Below are 16,988 nucleotides of genomic sequence, written 5' to 3' on the forward strand. Positions count from 1 at the left end.
GCCTAACCGCAAAGTGCGACAAGCCTGACTTACGCCATGATTTCGCCGTCGGGTCCCCGGCGCGAGCCGCCCCCGCTGCCCGTGCGGGCCCGGTCGGCGGCCTCGGTGCCGTGCGTCCAGCCGTCCAGGTCGGTGACGCCGCGGACCCGGGTGGTCGTGGTCCTCGGGAACATCCGCCCGGCGGCGTCGGAGACCGCGACGTCCCGGGCGGCCAGCACCGGCAGCAGCTCGCCGGCCGGGGCCGCGTCGGCGCCGTCCGCCGCCGTGGCCCGTTCGGCGCCGTCGGCGAGCCGGCGGCCGAGCCGCTGGGCGTACCCCATCCAGAACGCCTGCCGGAAGGTCTTGGTCCGCTTGCGTCCCCCGGCGCGCTGTCCGGCCTCCGCACGGGTCATCGCGGCCGCCCCCTGGACGAGCAGGGAGGTGAACATCAGCTCGACGGCCTCCAGGTCCGGCTCGAAGCCGACGACCGTGGTGAAGCCGAGATCGTCGTTCCACACGGCCCGGCAGCGGTTCGCGGAGGCGACGGCGTCGAGCAGGATCGCCTTGGCGCTCTCGTACGGGGGCTCCACCCCGATCCGGCAGGCGCCCGGCGTCTCGCGGCTGTGGGTCCGGGCGGCGAGGAGGGCCTCGTCGACGCTGTGCCGGGCCATCAGCTCCTGCGCCTTGGTGGTCAGCGCCTCCGCCTCCTCCGGGAAGCCGGTCGCCTCCGCCTTCGCCAGCAGCGCCCGGATCCGGGTGAGCATCCGGGGCTCGTCGGCGGCGGGCGGCCGGTGCAGGTGGTCGGCGGCGGCGCCGGGCGGGGGGCCGGCGGGCTCGATGGCGGGCAGCCGCAGCAGCAGCCGGTACAGCTCCAGCAGGTCACCGGCGTAGCGGAACCGGTCGGGGAGGTTGCGCGGCACGGGTGCGGGCAGCTCGGCGAGCTGCCGGCGCCAGCGGGGCGGCAGCTCCGCGTACCGGGCGGTCTCGGCGGCGATCAGGGTCGCGGCCAGCGCCGCCCGGCGCTCGTCCAGCTCGTGGCGGACGAACCGGACCAGGTCGGCCGGGTGCCAGCCCCGGTCCCATGCCCGGCGCACGAACTCCTCGCCGCGCCGGTGCGCCTCCGCGTCCGCCTCCGGGGCGGCGGCGAGCAGGGAGGCCCCGGTGTCCAGGGCGGCGTCGCCCTCCGCGTAGAGGGCCGCCGCGCACGCCCGGTCGATCACCGATTCCATCCGGCCAAGGGTAGGCGCACCGCTCGCACGGCCCGCACCCGTACGCACGGGCCCGCACCGCCGCGCGCACGGCCCGCACCGCCCGCACCGCCCGCACGGCCCGCGACCACCGCGCAAGACCCGCCCGCACGGCCGTCTACGGCAGCAGCACCAGCTTGCCGCGGACGTGGCCGCCCTCGCTCAGGGCGTGGGCGCTCGCGGCGTCGGCGAGCGGGAAGACCTGGGCGATCTCCACGCGCAGCTCGCCGGCCTCCGCCCGCCGGGCGTTCTCCCCGAGGCGGGCGGCCGAGGGTCCGCCGCCGCCGGAGGAGAAGGCGACGCCCAGTTCGGCGGCGTCCCCGTCCGCGATGGTGACGATCCGGTCCGTGGTGCCGCCGCGCAGTTCGATGGAGGCGGGCAGCGCGCCGCGCCCCGACGCGTCGAACACCGCGTCCACGCCCTCCGGGGCCAGCTCGCGCACCCGCTCGACCAGCCCGTCCCCGTACGCCACCGGGACCGCGCCCAGCACCCGCAGATAGTCGTGGTTGGCCGGGGACGCGGTGCCGATGACGGTCGCGCCGCGGGCCGCCGCGAGCTGTACGGCGACGGAGCCGACGCCGCCGCCCGCCCCGTGCAGGAGCAGCGTCTCGCCCTCGGCCAGCGCCAGTTCGTCCAGCACCCGGGAGGCGGTGTCGGTCGCGACGGGCAGCGCGGCGGCCTCCTCCCAGGACAGCCCGTCCGGCTTGCGCGCGAGGGAGGCGGCCTCGGCCAGCGCCTCGGTGGCGTAGGAGCCGGTGGCGCTCCAGCCGAGGACCTCGTCACCGGGGGCGAGATCCGTGACGCCCTCCCCCGCCTCCAGGACCACCCCGGCGAACTCGGCTCCGGGCGTGGCGGGCAGCGGGGTGGGGAACGCGTCCTCCATCCAGCCGTTCCGGATCTTGTGGTCGAGCGGGTTCACGCCGGCCGCGCGCACGGCGACCCGGACCTGGCCGGGGCCGGGACGCGGCGGATCGCGACGCTCCAGGTGCAGGACGCCGGGGCCGCCGAACTCCTCGTACACGATCGCTTCCATGGGGCGATCCTCACGGCTGCGGCGGCGGGCGGCCAGTCGGGGACCGCCTCCGGGGCACTGTCAGTGGCGGGTGCCAGACTCGCACCCATGACCGAACGGTGGGCGGTGGCGGCTGCGGACGGGGGCGGGGCGCTGCTCGCGCCGCTGGCCCGCGACGGCACGCCCGCCGGGCCGGTCCTCGCCGAGCCCGACCTCGTCGAGGCGGTCCGCTCCCGGCCCGACGTGGTCCGCTGGGTGTGGCGGTCGACCGCCGAGATCCACCCCCGGCTGCTGGCCGCCGGGGTCCGGGTGGAGCGGTGCTACGACATCGAGTGCGCCGAGCTGCTGCTGCTCGGGCACGCCGGGCGGCTCGGCGAGCCCCGTTCCGCCGCCGCCGCGCTGGCCCGGCTGGACAACGCGCCGGTGCCGCCGGACCCGCCCGCCCGGTCCGCCGAACCGGGCGCGCAGTCCTCCCTCTTCGAGCCGCCGTCCGGTCCCGGGGTGCCGTTCGAGGGGCTCCTGCGGGTCTACGCGGACCAGATGCGCCGGCACGACGCGGCGGAGCACCCGGACCGGATGCGGCTGCTGACCGCGTCGGAGTCGGCGGGGATGCTCGTGGCCGCCGAGATGCACCGGGCCGGGCTGCCCTGGCGCGCCGACGTCCACCGGGAGCTGCTGAACGGACTGCTGGGCGAGCGGTACGCGGGCGGCGGCGAGCCCCGCAGGCTCGCCGAGCTGGCGGACGAGGTGTCGGCGGCGTTCGGCCGGCGGGTCCGCCCCGACCTGCCCGCCGATGTGGTGAAGGCGTTCGCGCAGGCGGGGATACCGGTGAAGTCGACCCGGCGGTGGGAGCTGGAGGAGGTGGACCATCCGGCGGTCGAGCCGCTCATCGCGTACAAGAAGCTGTACCGGATCTGGACGGCGCACGGCTGGTCCTGGCTCCAGGACTGGGTGCGCGAGGGCCGCTTCCGCCCGGAGTACCAGCCGGGCGGCACGGTCAGCGGCCGCTGGACGACCAACGGCGGCGGGGCCCTCCAGATCCCCAAGGTGATCCGGCAGGCCGTCGTCGCCGACGAGGGGTGGCGCCTGGTCGTCGCGGACGCCGACCAGATGGAGCCCCGGGTGCTGGCGGCGATCTCCCGCGACCGGGGCCTGATGGAGGTGGCCGGTCATGACGGCGACCTCTACAAGGCGCTGTCCGACCGGGCGTTCCGGGGTGACCGCGAGCACGCGAAGCTGGCGCTCCTCGGCGCGGTCTACGGCCAGACGTCCGGGGACGGCCTGAAGAACCTGGCCGCTCTGCGCCGCCGCTTCCCGCTCGCCGTCGCCTATGTCGACGACGCGGCGCGGGCGGGCGAGGAGGGACGGGTGGTGCGGACCTGGCTGGGCCGGACCAGCCCGCCGGTCGCGCTGGCGGGCCAGGACGAGGAGGCGGGCCTTCCCCAGGAGGGTCCCGAGGGCTCCGGGGCCCCGTCCGACGGCGGTCCGGCGCGGGCCCGGGGGCGCTTCACCCGTAACTTCGTGGTGCAGGGCAGCGCGGCCGACTGGGCGCTGCTGCTGCTGGCCGCGCTGCGCCGGACGCTCCATGAGCAGGGGCTGCGGGCCCAGTTGGTGTTCTTCCAGCACGACGAGGTGATCGTGCACTGCCCGGCCGGGGAGGCCGGGACCGTCGCCGAGGCGATCCGCGCGGCGGGCGAGCTGGCCGGGCGGACCGCCTTCGGACGGACGCCGGTGCGGTTCCCCTTCACGATCGCGGTGGTGGAGCGGTACGCGGACGCCAAGTGACGCCCCGGGACAGCCCTCAGCGCTGCTGGAGCTTCGGCCATTCCGGGCTGGTGGCCAGGGCGGTCAGCCGGTCCATCGTGACCGCGGGCGCGGGCCGGGTGGCGGGGCTCGACTGATCGCCGGAGTTGAAGGCGGAGACGACGACGCGCATGCCGTCCGGCCGCATCGTGTCGGCCGTCTGCGCGTACGCCGCCGGGTTGTCGATCCGGCGGGCGCGGCCCCACAGCACGTACATCCGGCTCAGCGTCTCCTGCACCAGGTCCTCGGCGAGGTGTACATCGCCGCTGGTCAGCAGGCACGCCGAGCGGAACAGACGGCCGGCCCGGCCGGCCGCGAACACCGTGAACCCCTCGGTCCGCGACGCCCTCATGCTCTCCCCCGTCCGCCCGTCCGTTCCGCCCTCCCCCTGTACGACGCGGCGGGAGCGGGCACATGTTTCGGACGATCCGCGAGAACTTTGGGGGCCAGCGGGCCAGGGGGCGGACAGCGCGGGGGAACGCGGGAAGCGCCCCGTTCACGCGCCGGACGGCGTGAACGGGGCGCGGGCGGTGGTGCGCTCGCTGTGTCCTCGTCTACCCGCGTTCCCACAACGCGGGGACGTTCGGCGGCTCCCAGCCCGACACGGCCTGGTGCCCCTGCAGACAGCGGTAGGCGACCCCGCCGTACGTCACGCGGTCACCCGCGCGGTAGGAGGTGCCGGCGGCCCAGGTGGTGGACCCCGGCTCGGTGGGCGGATCGGTCGGCTTGGGCGTCTGGGCGACGTCCAGCACGAAGTCGAAGGTGCCCTGGCGCCCGTTCCCGACGTTGCGGACGTTCATCAGCAACTCGGGGTCGAACAGCGCGTCGGTGTTGTTGCGCGGCTCGTTCGGGAAGTACAGCTGGGTGGTGAGGATGCGCCCGCCGGGCGCCTGCGCCTTCACGTGGATGTGCCGCGTACGGCCCGGGTAGAGGCCCGGCACGATGGTGGTGAGGCTGAACGACCCGTCCGTGCCGGTGAACTGGTGCCCCCGGAAGGCGAACTGGGCCATGTCGTACGACCCGTTGGTGTCGGCCTGCCAGAAGTCGAGCAGGGCCCCGGAGATGGGCCGGCAGGCCCGGCCGAAGACGTAGCCGCTCACGGTGAGCGGTACGCCGGGGGTGCTCGGGGTCACCAGGCTGGTGCGGCGCGGGGAGTTGGGCTTGAAGTACGGCCCCTCCATCTGCGGCGGCGTCGTGTCGTCGCCGTCGTCGCACTCCGGGGTCGGGGCCAGCGGCCCGTTCCCGGTGGAGGCGGCGTCCCGGGCGAGCGCGACGCCCCCTCCGGCGAGCAGAGGCGCGGCGCTCGCGACGAGTGCGGCCTTCAGGAGACCCTTGCGGCTGATCCGCCGCCGGTCTCCCGACGCCTCGTCGGACGCGTTGGGGTCGTGGGGGGTTGTGTTGTCCATTTGTGGGGTCATGACTGTTTCCTCGGAGTCCTCGGGGGTCCTCGACGCGGGGAGGCGGGAGGCGGGAGGTTCAGGAGGTTCGGTGGTGCGGGACCGGTCCCGGGGCGGTCGGCCCCGGGACCGGAGCGGTCAGACCCGCTGCCAGAGCGCGGGCACGTCGGCGGGGTTCCAGCCGGGCTGGGCTGTGTGCGCCTGGAGGCAGCGGTAGGTGGCTCCGCCGTACGTCACCGTGGCGCCGGCGGCGTACGCGGTGCCGGCCGCCCAGGTGCCGCCGGGCGGGTCGGTCGGCGGGGTGGTGGGCGGGTCCGTCGGCGTACCGCCGCCGCTGGTGACCAGGGTCAGCCCGTACGTCTGGAGCAGCGGGTTGATGGGCTGGAAGTACGTCGTACCGCCGGAGGAGCAGTTGCCCGAGCCGCCGGAGGTGACGCCCTGCGCCTGGCTGCCGGAGATGTAGGAGCCGCCGGAGTCGCCCGGTTCGGCGCAGACGCTGGTGCGGGTCACCCCGGAGATGGTGCCCTCCGGGTAGGTGACGCTGGTGTTCAGCTGCTGGATGGTGCCGCAGTGCCAGCCCGTGGTGGAGCCGGAACGGCAGACCGAGGCGCCGACGACGGAGGCGGTGGAGCCGGCGACGGTGACGTCGCCCCGTCCGTAGCCGTTCACCAGCGGACGCGGGGTCCAGTTGGTGTTGGTGGCGACCCAGGCGATGTCCCGGCCCGGGAAGGTCGAGCCCTGGAAGGTGCCCTGGGCCTGCTGGTTGACCCCGTTGGTGGTGGTGCCGACGCGGCCGCAGTGGCCCGCGGTGGCGAAGCCGCCCTGGGTGCCGCGCGTCACCGAGAAGCCGACGGAACAGCGGCCGGAGCCGTTCATGTAGTACGCGTCGCCACCGCGGATGTCGGCGAGGGCGCGGGGCCGCTCGGCGGACCTGGCGACGGTGACGAGGCCGCCGTCGACCCCGGCCGACTTCAGGAACGCCTGTCCGGCGGCGGTGCTCGCGGCGTTCACGACGACCTTGTTGGCCGCGACGTCGACGTAGTAGACGGGCACGTTCTTGGGCGCCTTGTTCAGCGCGGCCCTGTCGAGCGTCCTCTTGACGCCTTCGAGCCGGTCCAGGCTGTTGCCGACGACCTCGGCGCGCGCTCCGGCCTCGGTGATCCGGGCGGCCTCGGAGGCGTCCGTGGTGGCGACGGTCAGGGTCGCCTTCGCCCCGCTGACCCGCGCTCCGGCGAAGCTGGCGCCGAGGGACTTCTCCAACCCCGCGGCGACGGCGGCGGCCCGGTACTCGTTGGCTATCCGGCTGCGGGCGTCGTCCGCGTCCAGGCCGAGGTCGCGCTCGAGAGCGGCCAGCATCCCGGGCGACAGGCTGTCTGCGGAGACCGGCGGGGCGGTGGTGGCCGCTGGGTCGGCGGACGCCACGCCGGTCAGCCCGGCGAGGGCGAGCGCACCCACGGCCACCGTGGCGGTGCCGGCGGCGAGGGCGCGTCTGCGGAGCGTGGTTCTCTCCACGTCACTCTCCTTGGTTCTGGGGGTGTCCAGGTCCGGAGGTGGGGTTGGTCCGGACCAGGGAATTGCCGAAACCGTAGCGGCGGCGACACCCGGCGCAGGAGATCCCGTTCACCCCCCTCCCTCCGCGTTATGGGGCCGCGCGGCGGGTACTTCGGCCCACCCCGCGGGCCGGGTGCGAAGCCGTTTCGCGGGCCCGGCCGGGCGAAGCCGGAACGCGACTCCCTTTCGGCGGGGCGCCCGGGTAGGTTCGGCCCCATGCACACAGGGCAACTTCTGGGCTCGGGACGCACCGCCGACGTGTACGCACTCGACGGCTCCTGGGTCCTTCGCCGTTACCGGGACCGCACCGACACCACGCAGGAGCTGGCCGTCATGAGTTACGTCGGCGCCTTCGGCTTCCCGGTGCCGCGCATCGGCCCGCCCGCCGAAGGGGCCCGCGCCACGGACCTGGTGCTCCAGCGGCTGACCGGCCCGACCCTGGCCGAGTCCCTGCTCGCGGGGCGGCTGGGGGCGGCCGAGGCGGGCGCGCTGCTGGCCCGGCTGCTGCGCGAGCTCCACGCGATACCGCCCCGGGTCTCGACGAACCCGGAGGACTGCGTGCTCCATCTGGACCTGCATCCGGAGAACGTGATGCTGACGGAGGAGGGCGCGGTGGTGATCGACTGGTCCAGCGCGGCGGAGGGCCCGCCCGGTCTCGACCGGGCGATGTCGGCGCTGACGCTGGCCCGGATCGCGCTCGACCCGGAGTTCCCGGCCGGGGCGGACGTCCGGCCCCTGCTGGCGGCGCTCCTGGCGGAACTCTCCGACGACGGCGGTGCGTCGGCCGCCGACCTGGCCCTCGCCCGCGACCGCCAGCGGGCGAACCCGTATCTGACCGGTGCCGAACGGGGCCGCCTGGACCGGGCGGTGGACCTGGTGCTGGGCTGCGCCCCGTGAGGTCCGGGCGCTTCCGGTCTCCTCACGCCTCTCCGGCGGCCGAGGAGCGGGGGCCCCGGCGGCGCCCCCGGGAGGCGGCGCTCAGCGCCGTCCGCGCTTCGCGTCGCGCACGCGCCGCAGCCGGTTCACCGTGACCGGGTCCTCGCGCAGCGCCCGCTCGTCGTCGATCAGCGCGTTCAGCAGCTGGTAGTAGCGGACCGGCGAGATCCCGAGCTCCTCGCGGATCGCCCGCTCCTTCGCCCCGGGCCCCGCATGGGAGCGCCGCTCCAGGGCCAGCAGCGCCCGGTCCCGTACGGACAGGTCTTCGGCGGGGGGGGCGGGCTCGGTCCGGGGGGTGTGGCGCTCGTGGTCGGGGGCGGTCATATCAACCAACCTAATGCCCACCCCCGACACCGGGACCGCGACCGCTACTCGGCGGCCTCCGCCCGTGTCGCCTCGGCGGCCACCTCGCCGAGGATGCCCTCGGGGTTGCTGCCCGGCGCGACCGCGCTGCCGATCTTCTTCTTGATCGCGTCGCTGACCGTGGCCCAGGACGTCTTGCCGTAGGGGATGAGCGTCGAGTTCGGCAGGGCCGCCAGGAACGGACGCAGCTTCCTGTGCTTGGTGTCGGTCTCCATCGCGGCGGAGGCGCTGCCGGTCACCGGGAGCAGGTCGTACTGGTCGGCGAACTCCAGCACGTTCTCGTCGGAGTAGGCGTAGTCGAAGAACTTGCCTATCTCCTCGCGGTGGCCGTTCTTCTTGAAGCCCATCATCCAGTCGGCGACGCCCATGGAGCCCTTGGTCGGGCCGTCGGAGCCGGGCAGCGGCACCATGCCGACCTTGACGCCCTCGGCCTCGGCCTCGTCCATCAGTGTGGGGTGGCCGTTGAGCATGCCGACCTTGCCGGCGGCGAATGCCTTGAACGCCTTCGCCCGGTCCAGCTTGCCCGGCGCGACCGGGCCGGTGAGGCCCGCGCCGACGAGGTTGTCCCGCACCCAGCGGAACGTGGTGACGTTCTCCGCCGAGTCGATGTCGTACGCGCCGACGTCGTCCGTGTAGCCGCCGCCACCGCTGAGGAGCCACATCAGGGTCTCGGCCTGGGCCTCCTCCTGGCCGAGCGGCAGGGCGAAGGGGTAGTCGACGCCCTTCGCCTTGAGCGCGGCGGCGTCGCTGCGGATGTCGTCCCAGGTCTCGGGGGCGTCCAGGCCCGCCTGGTCGAAGAGCTTCTCGTTGTAGAAGAGCAGCCGGGTGCTGGCGACGAAGGGCAGGCCGTACTGCGTGCCGTTGATCTTGCCCGCGTCGGCGAGCGACGGGAGGAAGTTCGCGGTGGTGCGGATCGCGAGCGTCTCGTCGGCGGTGTAGAGCTTGCCCGCCTTGGCGTAGTCCGCGTACGCGCCGATCTGGGCGATGTCCGGGGCGTTGCCCGCCTTGACCATCTCCCCGACCTCGCGGTCGACGTCCTTCCAGTGGAGGACGGTGACATCGACCGTGATACCGGGGTGCTCCTTCTCGAAGCCCGCGGCGACCCCGCTCCAGTACTTGTCGGAGCTGTTCTCCGGACCGGTGCCGTAGTCGGCGGCGACCAGCTTGAGCGTGACGTCGTCCGCTGCGGCCTCACCGCCGCAGCCCGACAAGGTCGCTGTCATTCCCAGTGCGGCCGCCACCGCGGTCAGACCCAAAAAGCGCCGCTGCACAGCCTCGCCCATCCTCGTCGATCGCCTGCTCACGGACGGTGCACGGCGTCGGCCTCCGGCCGCTGACCGGCCGCGGCAGTGTCGCCCTGTCCTGGACACCATCCGGATGAACTGCGATTTTCCCTCACCGCCGACGCGGAGGTCTACACCACCGGAGTATCGCTTCGGCAACGTATACGGCCCCCGGAGGCCACAACTGGCGTACGCGTACTGGCAGTCGGGGACCTCTCCCCGTATCTTGGTCCAGACCTTTAGTCCGGTTTCCCCCAGGTCCGCGCTCCCCATTAGTGACATTCCGGCAGAAATAGACCGGCCTTCACTCGTTCATCATTTTGTATGGGTGCGCAACAAACCACGCTAGTGGACTAGACCTTTTGGGGGTCGGCGGGCGAAACTGTCTCCCGTGAGACATGTCATCGCCCTCGATGTGGGCGGCACCGGAATGAAGGCCGCACTGGTCGGGACCGACGGCACCCTCCTCCACGAGGCGCGGCGGGCCACCGGCCGGGAACGCGGCGCCGACGCGGTCGTCGAGACCATCCTCGCGTTCGCGGCGGATCTGCGGGCCCACGGCGAGGAGCACCTCGGCGAGAGCGCTGTCGCCGCCGGGGTCGCCGTGCCCGGCATCGTCGACGCCGAGAAGGGCATCGCGGTGTACGCCGCGAACCTGGGCTGGCGCGACGTACCGCTGCGCGCCCTCCTGGAGACCCGTCTGGGCGTCCCCGTGGCCCTCGGCCACGACGTCCGCACCGGCGGGCTCGCCGAGGGCCGGATCGGGGCCGGGCGGGGCGCGGACCGCTTCCTGTTCGTCCCGCTGGGCACCGGCATCGCCGGGGCCATCGGCATCGCCGGCGCCATCGAGGCGGGCGCCCACGGGGACGCGGGCGAGATCGGCCACATCGTGGTCCGCCCGGACGGCCCCGACTGCAGCTGCGGCCAGCGCGGCTGTCTGGAGACGCTGGCCTCGGCCGCCGCGGTGACCCGGGCCTGGGCCGCCGCCTCCGGGGACCCCGGGGCGGACGCCGCGGACTGCGCGAAGGCCGTCGAGTCCGGCGACCCGGCGGCGGTCCGGGTCTGGCAGGACGCGATCGACGCGCTCGCCGCCGGCCTCGTCACCGCGCTGACCCTCCTCGACCCGGGCACGCTCATCATCGGTGGCGGTCTCGCCGAAGCCGGGGAAACCTTGTTCACACCACTGCGTGCGGCCGTCGAGGAACGCGTCACGTTCCAGAAGCTGCCCCACATCGTCCCGGCGGCCCTCGGGGACACCGCCGGATGCCTGGGCGCGGGGCTGCTCGCCTGGGATCTACTCTCCACGGAGGTTTCCGCCTGATGGCCGGACGCGCAGCAGACAGCACCGTTCTCGCCGGCGCCCGGGTGGTGCTCCCCACCGGCACCGTCGAGGACGGCCGGGTGACCGTCGAGGGCACCCGGATCTCCGGTTCCGCACCGGAGGGCGCCCGGACCGTCGACCTCAGCGGCCACTGGGTGGTCCCCGGCTTCGTGGACATGCACAACCACGGCGGCGGCGGGGCCTCCTTCACCTCCGGCACCGTCGACGAGGTCCTCACCGGCATCCGTACGCACCGCGAGCACGGCACCACCACCATGGTCGCCTCCACGGTCACCGGTGAGATGGACTTCCTCGCCCGGCGCGCGGGCGTGCTGTCCGAGCTGGTCGAGCAGGGCGACCTGGCCGGGATCCACTTCGAGGGCCCCTTCATCTCGCCGTGCCGCAAGGGCGCCCACAGCGAGGAGCTGCTCCGCGACCCGGACCCGGCCGACGTCCGCAAGCTGCTGGACGCCGCGCGCGGCACCGCCCGGATGTTCACCCTCGCCACCGAGCTGCCCGGCGGCATCGACTCCGTACGGCTGCTCGCCGAACACGGGGTCATCGCCGCGATCGGCCACACGGACGCGACGTACGAGCAGACCGTCGAGGCCATCGACGCGGGCGCGACCGTCGCCACGCACCTGTTCAACGCGATGCCGCCGCTCGCCCACCGCGACCCCGGCCCGATCGCCGCCCTCCTGGAGGACGACCGGATCACCGTCGAGCTGATCAACGACGGCACGCACCTGCACCCGGCGGTCCTGGAGCTGGCCTACCGCCACAAGGGCGCGGCCCGCGTCGCGCTGATCACCGACGCGATGGACGCGGCCGGCTTCGGCGACGGGAAGTACGAGCTGGGACCGCTCGCGGTCGAGGTCACCGACGGGGTGGCCCGGCTGGTGGAGGGCGGCTCGATCGCCGGCTCCACGCTCACCCTGGACACCGCGTTCCGGCGGGCCGTCACCCTCGACGACATCCCCGTCGAGGACGTCGTCCGGTCCATCTCCGCCAACCCCGCCCGGCTGCTCGGCGTCCACGACCGGGTCGGCTCGCTGGAGCCTGGCAAGGACGCCGACCTGGTCGTCCTCGACGAGGACTTCGTCCTCAAGGGCGTCATGCGCCGGGGCGAGTGGATCATCGAGCCGAAGACCGCCTAGACAGGCGGCCGACAGGCCGGTGAGCACGTAACGAAGCGATGGCGGTCGGCCCGCGGGACTGGGCCGACCGCCATCGCTTTGACATGATCATCCGATGAGCGCCCCGTGGACGGGCGCGCGCACCGCCTGAGCACCGCCTGAGCCACGCTCCGAGGGAGGGACCGCCGGAGATGATCCTGACCGTCACTCTGAACACCGCGCTCGACGTGACGTACACCGTCGACGCGCTCGTCCCGCACCGCAGCCACCGGGTCGGCGAGGTCACCGAACGCCCCGGCGGCAAGGGCCTCAACGTCGCCCGGGTCCTCGGCGCGCTGGGCCACGAAAGCGTGGTGACCGGCTTCGTCGGCGGGGCCACCGGAGGCGTCCTGCGCGACCTCCTCGCCCCGCTCCCGCCGCGCGACGCCCTCGTGCCCGTCGCCGGGAACACCCGTCGCACGCTCGCGATCACCGACCGCTCGACCGGCGACACCACCCAGCTCAACGAACCCGGACCGCAGGTGAGCCCCGCCGAATGGGCCGCCTTCCTGCGGACGTACGAGGAGCTGCTCGCCGGGGCGGACGCCGTCGCGCTCTGCGGCAGCCTGCCGCCCGGCATCCACGTCGGGGCGTACGCGGAACTGGTCCGGATCGCCCGCGCCGCCGCCGTGCCCGTCCTCCTGGACACCAGCGGCGAACCGCTGCGCCGGGGCATCGCCGCCCGCCCCGACCTGGTCAAGCCGAACGCCGAGGAGCTGGCCCGGCTGACCGGCTCCCGCGAACCGCTGCGCGCCGCCCACGACGCCCGCCGCCGCGGGGCCCACGCCGTGATCGCGTCCCTGGGCCCCGAGGGCGTGCTCGCGCTCACCCCGGACGGCGTCTGGCGGGCCGCCCCGCCCGCCCCCGTGCGCGGCAACCCGACCGGCGCGGGCGACTCGGCGGTCGCCGGACTGCTGTCCGCCCTGGCCGAGGGGCTCGACTGGCCGGAGCGCCTCGCCCGCGCGGTGGCCCTGTCGACGGCGACGGTGCTGGCCCCGACGGCCGGTGAGTTCGACGCGGCGGCCTACGCGGAGCTGCTGCCGCGCGTCGTCGTGGCACCGCACACGCCGACGCCCTGACCACCTCGGGGGCGGTCAGGGCGTCGGGCGCGGACACGGTCTAGCTCTTGATGTGGCCGGACTTCAGCTCCAGCTGGTCGAGATTGGCGTCGCACTGGTCGCCCGTCTCGCACGACAGCTTGAGGGTGTTGGAGCCCTTGTCGAGCTGGACGTACGCGTACGTGTTCGTCCAGCCCTTCTCCAGGTCGCCCTCGGCGGCCTGCGCGAAGTTCTTCATGTTGATGGAGCGCGGCTCCTGCGCGTTCACCGTCAGCGTCGTCTTCGCGTCCTTGCCGGGCACGCCGTAGGTCACGTACAGGGTGTACGCGCCGGCCTCGGGAACCTCGACCGTCCAGGTGGCCGACCGGCCGACCTCGTTCAGGTTGATGTAGTTGCCGTTCGCGCCCTTGGCGCCCTCGACCGTGGAGTCCAGGGCCGCCGTGCCGCCCAGCGTCAGCGTCGCCGCGTCCTGCTTCGGCAGCTCGACCGGCTTCGGGGTCTCCTTGGGCTTCTTCTCCGGCTTCTTCGACTCCTCGACCTCGCCGGCGGGGCCCTGCGAGCTGGACGCCTCGTCCTGCTTGTCGTCCTTGTCGGCGTCGTCGCCCGTGATCAGGGCGGCGCCGATGCCGATGAGGACGACCGCGACCACGGCGACCGCCGCGATCAGGAGCGCCTTGGTGTTCGGGCCGCCCCGGCCCGGACCGCCGCCGTGGCCGCCCTGTGCCGGAGGCTGTCCGTCGGACCCGCCGCCCGGGTAGGTCTCGGGGGCCGCGTACTGCGGGTTCGGCCGGTTGTACTGCTGCGCGGGCTGGCCGTACTGCTGCTGGGGCGGGTAGCCGTACCCGCCCTGCTGCTGCGGCACCTGCTGCTGCCCGTACTGGCGCTCGCCGACGGCCCGCACCTGGTTGTAGGACGTTCTGGGCACGCCCGGCTGCGCGGCCGGCCCCGGGTAGCCGTAGCCGCCCTGGCCGGGCGGCTGGGCGCCTGCCGCCTGTCCGTCCGCGTACAGATAGCCGAACGGATCGTCGTCCTCGGGCTTGCTCGCGCCGTTGTTTCCGGCCGTCATCCCTGGGTCACTCCTCACCATGTCGCCAGCCGTCGCCGACCGGCCGAGCCTACCTCGAACGAAGCAGGCCCCGAATTGCGCTCGGTGACCCGGACGTCCGCCGGGGAACGGGTACGGGGTAGGGGGAGGAACGGGCCGTGAACGTCATCCGGCCCGGCGGTGAACCTTCGACCGGGACCGCTTCTCCACGTACATCCGCTGGTCGGCGGAGCGCAGGACCTCTTCGACGGTCATTCCGCACTCGGCCCAGCCGATGCCGAAACTCGCCCCGACGCGGACCGCGCGACCATCTACCCTTATGGGCGGAATGATGGCATTTCTCAGGCGAACGGCCAGGTCAGCGGCGTCCGCAGCCCCGAGGCCGTCGGCGAGAACGACGAATTCGTCACCCCCGAGCCGGGCGACGGTGTCACCGTCCCGCACACAGGTGCTCAGCCGCCGGGAGACCTCGATGAGCACGGCGTCGCCGGTGTGGTGCCCGAAGCGGTCGTTGATGGACTTGAAGCCGTCGAGGTCGCAGAAGAGGACCGCGAGCCCCTTCGTCCCGTCGTCGTGCTCCGGGTCCGGGGCGACCGCGTGCACATGGTGGTCGAAGGGCCCGCCGCCGGGGATCGCCTCGCCCTCGTAGCCGTCGGCCTGGTAGCCGTGGGTCAGGGACGACTCGACGTCCCCGTACGCCGCGTCCAGCGCCTCGATCGCGGTCGCGGCCGGGGAGTTCGGCCGCTCGCAGATCCGGGCGCTGAGCCGTGACTTCAGCTCGGCGCTGTTGGGCAGCCCGGTCAGCGCGTCGTGCGAGGCGCGGTGGGCGAGGTTCAGCTCGTGCCGTTTGCGCTCCTCTATGTCCTCGACATGGGTGAGCAGGAAGCGCGGCCCGTCGGCGGTGTCGGCCACGACCGAGTTGCGCAGGGACACCCACAGGTACGTGCCGTCCCGGCGGCTGAGGCGCAGCTCGGCCCGGCCGCCCTCGGCGGAGGTCCGCAGCAGGGTGCCGATGTCCTCGGGGTGCACCAGATCGGCGAAGGAGTAGCGGCGGAGCACCGAGGCGGGGCGGCCGAGCAGCCGGCACAGGGCGTCGTTGGTGCGCAGCAGCCGGCCGTGCTGGTCGCCGCCCATCTCGGCGATGGCCATGCCGCTGGGCGCGTACTCGAAGGCCTGGCGGAAGGACTCCTCGCTGGCCCGCAGCGCCTGCTGCTCCCGCTCCAGGCGGACGAGGGCGCGCTGCATGTTGGCCCGCAGCCGGGCGTTGCTGATCGCGATGGCGGCCTGGGAGGCGTACATCTGGAGCGCCTCGCGCCCCCACGCTCCGGGGCGGCGCCCGTTGCGCGGCCGGTCGACGGATATGACGCCGAGGAGGTCCCGGCCGCTGCCGGAGGCGTACATCGGGGCGTAGAGCCGGTCCAGCGGATGCCACTCGTCCTCGAACCGGGGTTCGGGTCCCTCGGTGTGCCACTGGGGTACGTCGTCGTCGAGGAGGACCCAGCCCTCGGTGTGCGGGATGAAGCGGAGGTCGTCCCAGGCCTCGCCCATGGAGAGCCGGCGCTCCCAGGAGGCGCGGGAGCCGACGCGGCCGGTGATCAGGGCCTCGGCCGCGGCGTTGCCCGCGAAGGCAGCGATGACGAGGTCGCCGTCCGGGCGGACCAGGTTCACGCAGCCCAGCTCGTAGCCGAGGCCCGCGACGATCCCGTCGGCCACGGTCTGCAGCGTGTCCGCCAGACTCCGTGCCGTATTGAGATCAGCGACGGCCTGATGCAGCTGCCGCATGGTCGCAAGGCGGACGTACGGTTCCGACTCGGCCTCCATCGCTCGCACTCCCCGAGACCTCGACAGCAACTCCAGGTTTCATATCGACGTACTTGTTGCAGTGTCACGGCCACTGAATCACAGTGAGCTGTGCACCCGGTACACAGGGTCAGCAGAAAATGGACTCTGTGACCCAAGTCACAACAGATACCCAGACGCTGCCGGTGACTCAGGGCGACGACCCTCGTTCGGTGCGTGCACGGAAGGTCTGATTCCCCTTGTGCGCCCGCTCGTCGCACCGCTCGCACGCCCGCGCACACGGTCCTTCGGGGAGTCCTAGGACCGGCCTGGTCCCCTGGCCCGATGCGACCGCGCGGCCCCTGCGGTTAGCGTCTGTGTGTGCTCCAGACGAAGCCCCCCACCCCGCGCCCCGAGACCGTCCCCCATGCTGAGGGAGTGAGCAACGACGAGTTCCGTGCCGCCCTCGCGCGGCTGGCCGCCGGGGTGGTGCTGGTCACCGCCCAGGAGCCGCCCCTCGACGAGGACGGCCGGGGGGAGGACGTGGGCATGACGGCGACCGCCTTCATGTCCGTGTCCCTGGATCCGCCCCTGGTGACGGTGAGCCTGCGCAACGGCTCCCGGATGGACGACCTGCTGGACGAGCAGCCGCTGTGGGCGGTCTCCGTCCTGGCCGCGAGCCAGCGGCACATCGCGGGGCGGTTCGCCATGAAGGGCCGGATCAGCGACCGGCTGCTGTTCGAGGACATCCCGTACGCACGGGGCGAGGTGACGCAGGCTCCGCTGATCGGCGGGGCGCTCGCGACGCTGGAGTGCCGCACCGAGCAGCGCGTGGTGGCCGGGGACCACACCCTGGTGATCGGGCGGGTGCTCACGGCGGAGCTGCCGAGCGCGGAGGGCGACCCGCTGGCCTACTTCAAGGGCCGCTACCGCCGGCTGGACTGACGGCGCAGCGCCTCCCGAGCCACCGGACGCGGCCGGAGCCTCACCGGTCGTGACCTGAGCGTCACCGGTAGCGGCCGAGCCTCACCCGTCGCCG

At 73.8% G+C, this 16,988-nt stretch carries 14 protein-coding genes and 1 pseudogene; 6 read left to right on the plus strand and 9 right to left on the minus strand.

The genetic code is table 11. From position 1 onward, the window contains the following. Nucleotides 1-29 precede the first annotated feature (29 nt). Both OG245_RS16600 and OG245_RS16605 read right to left on the minus strand, forming a co-directional pair. Complete coding sequence (locus OG245_RS16600) at nucleotides 30-1,208, minus strand: DUF2786 domain-containing protein (RefSeq protein WP_371624306.1); 1,179 nt, start codon at nucleotides 1,206-1,208, stop codon at nucleotides 30-32. A 136-nt stretch (nucleotides 1,209-1,344) separates the two neighbouring features. Continuing rightward, a complete protein-coding gene (locus OG245_RS16605) occupies nucleotides 1,345-2,259 on the minus strand; it encodes an NADP-dependent oxidoreductase (protein WP_371624307.1) in 915 nt (304 codons plus the stop codon). An 87-nt stretch (nucleotides 2,260-2,346) separates the two neighbouring features. Between OG245_RS16605 and OG245_RS16610 the strand changes: the two genes are divergently transcribed. Continuing rightward, complete coding sequence (locus OG245_RS16610) at nucleotides 2,347-4,023, plus strand: bifunctional 3'-5' exonuclease/DNA polymerase (RefSeq protein WP_371624308.1); 1,677 nt, start codon at nucleotides 2,347-2,349, stop codon at nucleotides 4,021-4,023. 175 nt (nucleotides 4,024-4,198) lie between these two features. On the opposite strand, the pseudogene OG245_RS16615 reads toward OG245_RS16610, so the two are convergent. The 3 genes and pseudogenes from OG245_RS16615 to OG245_RS16625 form a co-directional block, all read right to left on the minus strand. Then, nucleotides 4,199-4,393: pseudogene (locus OG245_RS16615) on the minus strand (sigma factor); the annotation flags it as partial. Between the two features lie 202 nt (nucleotides 4,394-4,595). Then, nucleotides 4,596-5,447, minus strand: a complete 852-nt coding sequence (locus tag OG245_RS16620) for a carbohydrate-binding protein (RefSeq protein WP_371624309.1) — start codon at nucleotides 5,445-5,447, stop codon at nucleotides 4,596-4,598. Between the two features lie 129 nt (nucleotides 5,448-5,576). Then, nucleotides 5,577-6,950 carry a carbohydrate-binding protein gene (locus tag OG245_RS16625; RefSeq protein ID WP_371624310.1) on the minus strand — a complete coding sequence of 458 codons (1,374 nt, stop codon included), beginning with the start codon at nucleotides 6,948-6,950 and terminating at the stop codon, nucleotides 5,577-5,579. 255 nt (nucleotides 6,951-7,205) lie between these two features. Between OG245_RS16625 and OG245_RS16630 the strand changes: the two genes are divergently transcribed. After that, entirely contained in the window at nucleotides 7,206-7,886 is a 681-nt protein-coding gene (locus OG245_RS16630) for a phosphotransferase (RefSeq protein ID WP_371624311.1), read from the plus strand. Nucleotides 7,887-7,967: 81 nt separating this feature from the next. Here OG245_RS16630 and OG245_RS16635 read toward each other — a convergent pair whose 3' ends face one another. Together OG245_RS16635 and OG245_RS16640 are read right to left on the minus strand one after the other, a co-directional pair. Further along, entirely contained in the window at nucleotides 7,968-8,249 is a 282-nt protein-coding gene (locus OG245_RS16635) for a DUF3263 domain-containing protein (protein ID WP_371624312.1), read from the minus strand. 44 nt (nucleotides 8,250-8,293) lie between these two features. Next, nucleotides 8,294-9,571 carry an ABC transporter substrate-binding protein gene (locus OG245_RS16640; protein ID WP_371624313.1) on the minus strand — a complete coding sequence of 426 codons (1,278 nt, stop codon included), beginning with the start codon at nucleotides 9,569-9,571 and terminating at the stop codon, nucleotides 8,294-8,296. 430 nt (nucleotides 9,572-10,001) lie between these two features. Here OG245_RS16640 and OG245_RS16645 point away from each other — a divergent pair, with 430 nt between their 5' ends. From OG245_RS16645 to OG245_RS16655, 3 genes are all read left to right on the plus strand, one after another. Then, on the plus strand, nucleotides 10,002-10,892 hold the full coding sequence (locus OG245_RS16645; RefSeq protein WP_371627902.1) for an ROK family protein: 891 nt from the start codon (nucleotides 10,002-10,004) through the stop codon (nucleotides 10,890-10,892). After that, the gene (nagA, locus tag OG245_RS16650; protein WP_371624314.1) at nucleotides 10,892-12,049 is read left to right on the plus strand and encodes an N-acetylglucosamine-6-phosphate deacetylase; all 1,158 of its coding nucleotides are present in this window, start codon (nucleotides 10,892-10,894) and stop codon (nucleotides 12,047-12,049) included. The genes OG245_RS16645 and nagA overlap by 1 nt, the downstream gene beginning before the upstream one ends. Nucleotides 12,050-12,219: 170 nt before the next feature. Then, the gene (locus OG245_RS16655) at nucleotides 12,220-13,146 is read left to right on the plus strand and encodes a 1-phosphofructokinase family hexose kinase (RefSeq protein ID WP_371624315.1); all 927 of its coding nucleotides are present in this window, start codon (nucleotides 12,220-12,222) and stop codon (nucleotides 13,144-13,146) included. A 40-nt stretch (nucleotides 13,147-13,186) separates the two neighbouring features. Here OG245_RS16655 and OG245_RS16660 read toward each other — a convergent pair whose 3' ends face one another. Beyond that, the gene (locus OG245_RS16660; RefSeq protein WP_371624316.1) at nucleotides 13,187-14,191 is read right to left on the minus strand and encodes a carbohydrate-binding protein; all 1,005 of its coding nucleotides are present in this window, start codon (nucleotides 14,189-14,191) and stop codon (nucleotides 13,187-13,189) included. Nucleotides 14,192-14,335: 144 nt separating this feature from the next. Further along, a complete protein-coding gene (gene cdgB / locus OG245_RS16665; RefSeq protein WP_371624317.1) occupies nucleotides 14,336-15,991 on the minus strand; it encodes a diguanylate cyclase CdgB in 1,656 nt (551 codons plus the stop codon). Nucleotides 15,992-16,387: 396 nt separating this feature from the next. Here cdgB and OG245_RS16670 point away from each other — a divergent pair, with 396 nt between their 5' ends. Next, nucleotides 16,388-16,894 (plus strand): flavin reductase family protein, encoded by a 507-nt coding sequence (locus OG245_RS16670; RefSeq protein ID WP_371624318.1) that lies wholly within the window; start codon nucleotides 16,388-16,390, stop codon nucleotides 16,892-16,894. The last annotated feature ends 94 nt before the right edge of the window (nucleotides 16,895-16,988 follow it).

The organism is Streptomyces sp. NBC_01116 (assembly GCF_041435495.1).
GTDB lineage: Bacteria > Actinomycetota > Actinomycetes > Streptomycetales > Streptomycetaceae > Streptomyces.